Below are 3894 nucleotides of genomic sequence, written 5' to 3' on the forward strand. Positions count from 1 at the left end.
CTCTTTGCCTGATGACCATAGCGAGTCGGTCCCACCCCTTCCCATCCCGAACAGGACCGTGAAACGACTCTACGCCGATGATAGTGCGGATTCCCGTGTGAAAGTAGGTAATCGTCAGGCTCCTTCAAGCCAAGAACCCCCGCCCGAACAGGCGGGGGTTTTTGCATTGGGGCGGCGAAAATGCGAGTGCAGGCAAACGAACCTCTCCGTTTGCAGCCCAAGCGCGTCGCCGGAATCCACCGCTTGTCACCGCCCACGCCGGAACGAAATCTCGCGATTTGATACGATCGAAGTGCCGTCGACGGCTGCTTGCCTCGACGTTCATGTTCGAACCAGTGCTTGATGGAGAGAGAGGGCAGGGAATGAATATCGGCGACGCGTCGCGCGAATCCGGCGTCAGCGCAAAAATGATCCGGTACTACGAACAGGTTGGTCTTCTTGCGCCCAGCAAGCGTAGCGACGCCGGATACCGGATCTACGGTTCGGACGAAGTCCATATCCTGCGCTTCATCCGCCAGGCGCGGCGGCTCGGTTTTTTCGTCGAGGATATCCGCAAGCTGCTGATGCTCTGGCAGGACCGTACCCGCGCCAGCGTCGAAGTGAAGTCGATCGCCCTCGAACACGTGGCCGAACTCGACAAACGCATCGCGGAATTGAGCGATATGCGCAATACGCTCGCCGATCTCGCCGCGCACTGCCATGGTGACGAACGACCTGAATGCCCGATCTTGGCGCGCCTGGCTGAACCGATCAGTGAACCAGATTAGTGCATGCCCTCCAGGTCGAAAAGAGGCATTGACTCGATGTTCATAAAAATCAATGAGTTAAAGCAGATACTTCACAAACCATTCCGAAATGGAATGGATTCCATGCAAGCATTTCACTAGCATCTTGATGCGGCATCGCTATAATTCGGGATAACCCTATACGGGAAATCCCTGAATCTCGATTCGCCAGGGGTCCCCCTTCCTTGGAGAACATCATGATCGCCTACATCGTTGAAAAGCTGAGCAACTGGTTCGAATCCGCAGAACGTGAGCGCCGTGAGGCATACCTCGCCACGTCGTCGGACATCGTCCAGCTCGAGAGCCGCATCCGCTCGCTCGAAACCAACGGCTACTCGCTGTAATCGGAGTCACCGTCAGGTGCCGTGTGGCACCGAACGAAAAGCAAGCCCCGTGTTGACGGGGCTTTGTTTTTTTGTGCGCTTGATCTGGCGAAATCGTCGGCGCGGCGCTATGGTATGGGCCTGTTTTTAACCGGAAGAATACGACCATGCGCTTGCGTCTCGATGTGCGTCACGTTTCTCGCGTGCGTCTCGTTCTGGGGGCTGTCGTGCTCGCTCACGGCGTGGCGGCCGGGGCGGCGGCGACGTCCAAGCCGCTGATTCTCGATACACAACGTGGGATCCAGGATGGCAAGGGCGGCCTGGTGTTGCAATCGGCTCCGTTATCGTCCGAGCCGATCGTCGAGCCCGCAGGCATGCGAGCGCCGGCCGGGCAGGGGGCGAATTCATCGATCCCGCTGTTTGTCGCGCCGTATATCAATGTGCCAGGCTGGGGCGTGTCGCCAGCCAATCAGCAGAGACCTACGCCCAGACCGCAGCCATAACGGCAAGACGTCCGCTCAGTTCCCGCGCTGCTCGATCTGGCACCGGGCGCCGCTATCCTGTCCCAGTCGTTCGACGAGATAGGGCAGCGCTTCGTTCATGCTCTGCGCGAGGGTGTACGGCGGATTCAGGATGAACATCCCGCTGCCGTAAAGGCCCAGGCCGTCTGCCGGCGGATTCGATACCGTCAGCGTGAGGTGCAGCCAGTTGTTCGGTTGCAGGCGCTTGAGCTGCTCCGGAAAACGCTGCGATTCCACCCGCGCAACCTGCGGATACCAGATCGCGTAACAGCCGGTCGCGAAACGCTTCAGGCATTCCGTTACGCAAGTCACCGTGCGCGCGTAGTCCTTCTTGTCCTCATAGGATGGATCGATCAGCACCAACGCGCGTCGTGGCGGCGGCGGCAGCAGCGCCTTGATGCCCTCGAAGCCGTCACCGGCGAAAATCATTGCACGGCGCCCCGCATCGCGGAAGTTGTGACGCAGCACGTCGATTTCCGTCGTATGCATTTCGAACAGGCGCATCCGGTCCTGCTCGCGCATCGATCGCCATGCGAGATACGGCGAGCCCGGATAGTAGCGAAGCTCGCCGTCGTCGTTCAGCGCGCGCACCTCGTCGACGTAATCACCGAGCGCCTCGGGCAGGTTCTTTTCGTTCCATAGCGGCCCAATGCCGGTGTCGAATTCCCCCGTCTTGGCGGCATAACCGTCGCGCAGTGAATACACGCCGGCGCCGGCGTGCGTGTCGATGTACCAGTACGACTTGTCTTTCTTGTTCAGGTAGCGCAGCAGTTGGACGACGACGGCGTGCTTGAGCACGTCCGCGTGGTTGCCTGCATGAAAACCGTGACGATAACTGAGCATGGCGGGCTGCCTGAAACGAAGGATGAATCGATGAAAACGGACGATTGCGCGTGGCCGTCGGGCCGCGCGCCAATGCGGCCGCGTATTGTACGCGAGTGGGCGTGAGTCGCCTTACTCGAATGCGTCGCCGACGACCTCCTCGATACGTTGCTTGACCTCCGGCGTCAGCTTCGCGGCGACGTCGAGCGCGCGCATGTTGTCGCCGATCTGCTCGATCCGCGACGCGCCCGTAATGACAGAGCTCACGCGCGGATTCGCGAGTATCCATGCGATCGACAGTTGGGCGGTGCTGCAGCCGAATTCGGCCGCGATCGCGCCGAGCCGTTCGACCACGTCGTTGCTGGCCGAATCCGTCAGCCGGGCGCGGAGCCAGTCGTAGCCCGGCAGTTGCGCGCGGCTACCCGGCGGTACCCCGTTCCGGTACTTGCCGGTGAGCAGCCCCGATGCCAGCGGGCTCCAGGTCGTCAGGCCGAGACCGTAGTCTTCATAGAGCCGCGCGTATTCCTGCTCGACCCGGATACGATGGAAGAGGTTGTACTGTGGCTGCTCGACGACCGGCTTGTGCAAATGGTGCCGCTCGGCAATTTCGTACGCGGCGCGAATCTCGTCGGCGCTCCACTCGGACGTGCCCCAGTACAGCGCCTTGCCGCGTACGATCATGTCGCTCATCGCCCAGACGGTCTCCTCGATCGGCGTGTTCGGATCGGGGCGATGGCAGTACACGAGGTCGACATAGTCGAGCTGCAGCCGGCGCAGCGAGCCGTCGATCGCGTTCAGCAGATATTTCCGGTTCAGCGTGTGGTATTGGTTCGGCGCTTCCGTGAGTCCCCAGAAGAACTTGGTGGACACGAGGTAGCTGATGCGCGGCCAGCCGAGCGACTTGAGCGCCTGGCCCATGATTTCCTCGGATTTGCCGCCCGCATAGACCTCGGCGTTGTCGAAGAAATTGACGCCCGCATCGCGGGCCGCCGCAAGGCATTCACGGGCAACCCGCTGGTCGACCTGGTTGCCGTAGGTGACCCACGAGCCGAGCGAAAGCGCGCTGATCTGCAGGCCGGAGCGGCCTAGCCGTCGATAGTGCATGGGCGTCTCCCGCGACCCGGAACCGACCTTAAGCTTAGACGTTTTGCGCGCGAACGGCGGGGCCGATCGTGCACAATAGCGGCTGGCCTGTCTGCACGACCGCGCGACGAAGGCGGATGCAGCGGGGCGCGCTTTTTCGATCCGATAACGGAAGGAGACGGACATGGCAGCAGATCTGAGCGGCAAGACCGCAGTCGTCACGGGCGCCGCAAGCGGCATCGGCAAGGAAATCGCACTGGAACTGGCCAAGGCTGGCGCCGCTGTCGCGATCGCCGACCTGAACCAGGACGGCGCAAACGCGGTTGCCGACGAGATCAACAAGGCAGGCGGCAAGGCGAT

General features: G+C 61.5%; 6 protein-coding genes and 1 rRNA gene. 5 read left to right on the forward strand and 2 right to left on the reverse strand.

Annotated elements, in window-relative coordinates; translation table 11 throughout:
- The first annotated feature begins 7 nt into the window (after positions 1–7).
- From rrf to WS49_RS16680, 4 genes are all read left to right on the forward strand, one after another.
- A 5S ribosomal RNA gene (rrf, locus tag WS49_RS16670) occupies positions 8–120 on the forward strand.
- A gap of 242 nt (positions 121–362) precedes the next feature.
- Complete coding sequence (gene cueR / locus WS49_RS16675) at positions 363–767, forward strand: Cu(I)-responsive transcriptional regulator (RefSeq protein ID WP_059530614.1); 405 nt, start codon at positions 363–365, stop codon at positions 765–767.
- 215 nt (positions 768–982) lie between these two features.
- Positions 983–1129 (forward strand): DUF3563 family protein, encoded by a 147-nt coding sequence (locus WS49_RS33695; RefSeq protein WP_006478295.1) that lies wholly within the window; start codon positions 983–985, stop codon positions 1127–1129.
- Between the two features lie 146 nt (positions 1130–1275).
- A complete protein-coding gene (locus WS49_RS16680) occupies positions 1276–1611 on the forward strand; it encodes a hypothetical protein (protein ID WP_059530617.1) in 336 nt (111 codons plus the stop codon).
- 15 nt (positions 1612–1626) lie between these two features.
- Here WS49_RS16680 and WS49_RS16685 read toward each other — a convergent pair whose 3' ends face one another.
- Positions 1627–2472, reverse strand: a complete 846-nt coding sequence (locus WS49_RS16685) for a 23S rRNA (adenine(2030)-N(6))-methyltransferase RlmJ (RefSeq protein WP_059530620.1) — start codon at positions 2470–2472, stop codon at positions 1627–1629.
- Positions 2473–2583: 111 nt separating this feature from the next.
- Entirely contained in the window at positions 2584–3555 is a 972-nt protein-coding gene (locus WS49_RS16690; RefSeq protein WP_059530621.1) for a potassium channel beta subunit family protein, read from the reverse strand.
- Between the two features lie 163 nt (positions 3556–3718).
- Here WS49_RS16690 and WS49_RS16695 point away from each other — a divergent pair.
- The coding region (locus WS49_RS16695; RefSeq protein ID WP_156441403.1) for an SDR family NAD(P)-dependent oxidoreductase at positions 3719–3894 on the forward strand (176 nt) is incomplete at its 3' end.

Origin of the sequence: Burkholderia sp. RF7-non_BP4, assembly GCF_001521935.1 — a bacterium.
Lineage (GTDB): Bacteria > Pseudomonadota > Gammaproteobacteria > Burkholderiales > Burkholderiaceae > Burkholderia > Burkholderia diffusa.

Coding starts and splice junctions, on each gene's coding strand:
- cueR (WP_059530614.1), top strand. CDS start 363: ATGAATATCGGCGACGCGTCGCGCGAATCCGGCGTCAGCGCAAAAATG.
- WS49_RS33695 (WP_006478295.1), top strand. CDS start 983: ATGATCGCCTACATCGTTGAAAAGCTGAGCAACTGGTTCGAATCCGCA.
- WS49_RS16680 (WP_059530617.1), top strand. CDS start 1,276: ATGCGCTTGCGTCTCGATGTGCGTCACGTTTCTCGCGTGCGTCTCGTT.
- WS49_RS16685 (WP_059530620.1), bottom strand. CDS start 2,472: ATGCTCAGTTATCGTCACGGTTTTCATGCAGGCAACCACGCGGACGTG.
- WS49_RS16690 (WP_059530621.1), bottom strand. CDS start 3,555: ATGCACTATCGACGGCTAGGCCGCTCCGGCCTGCAGATCAGCGCGCTT.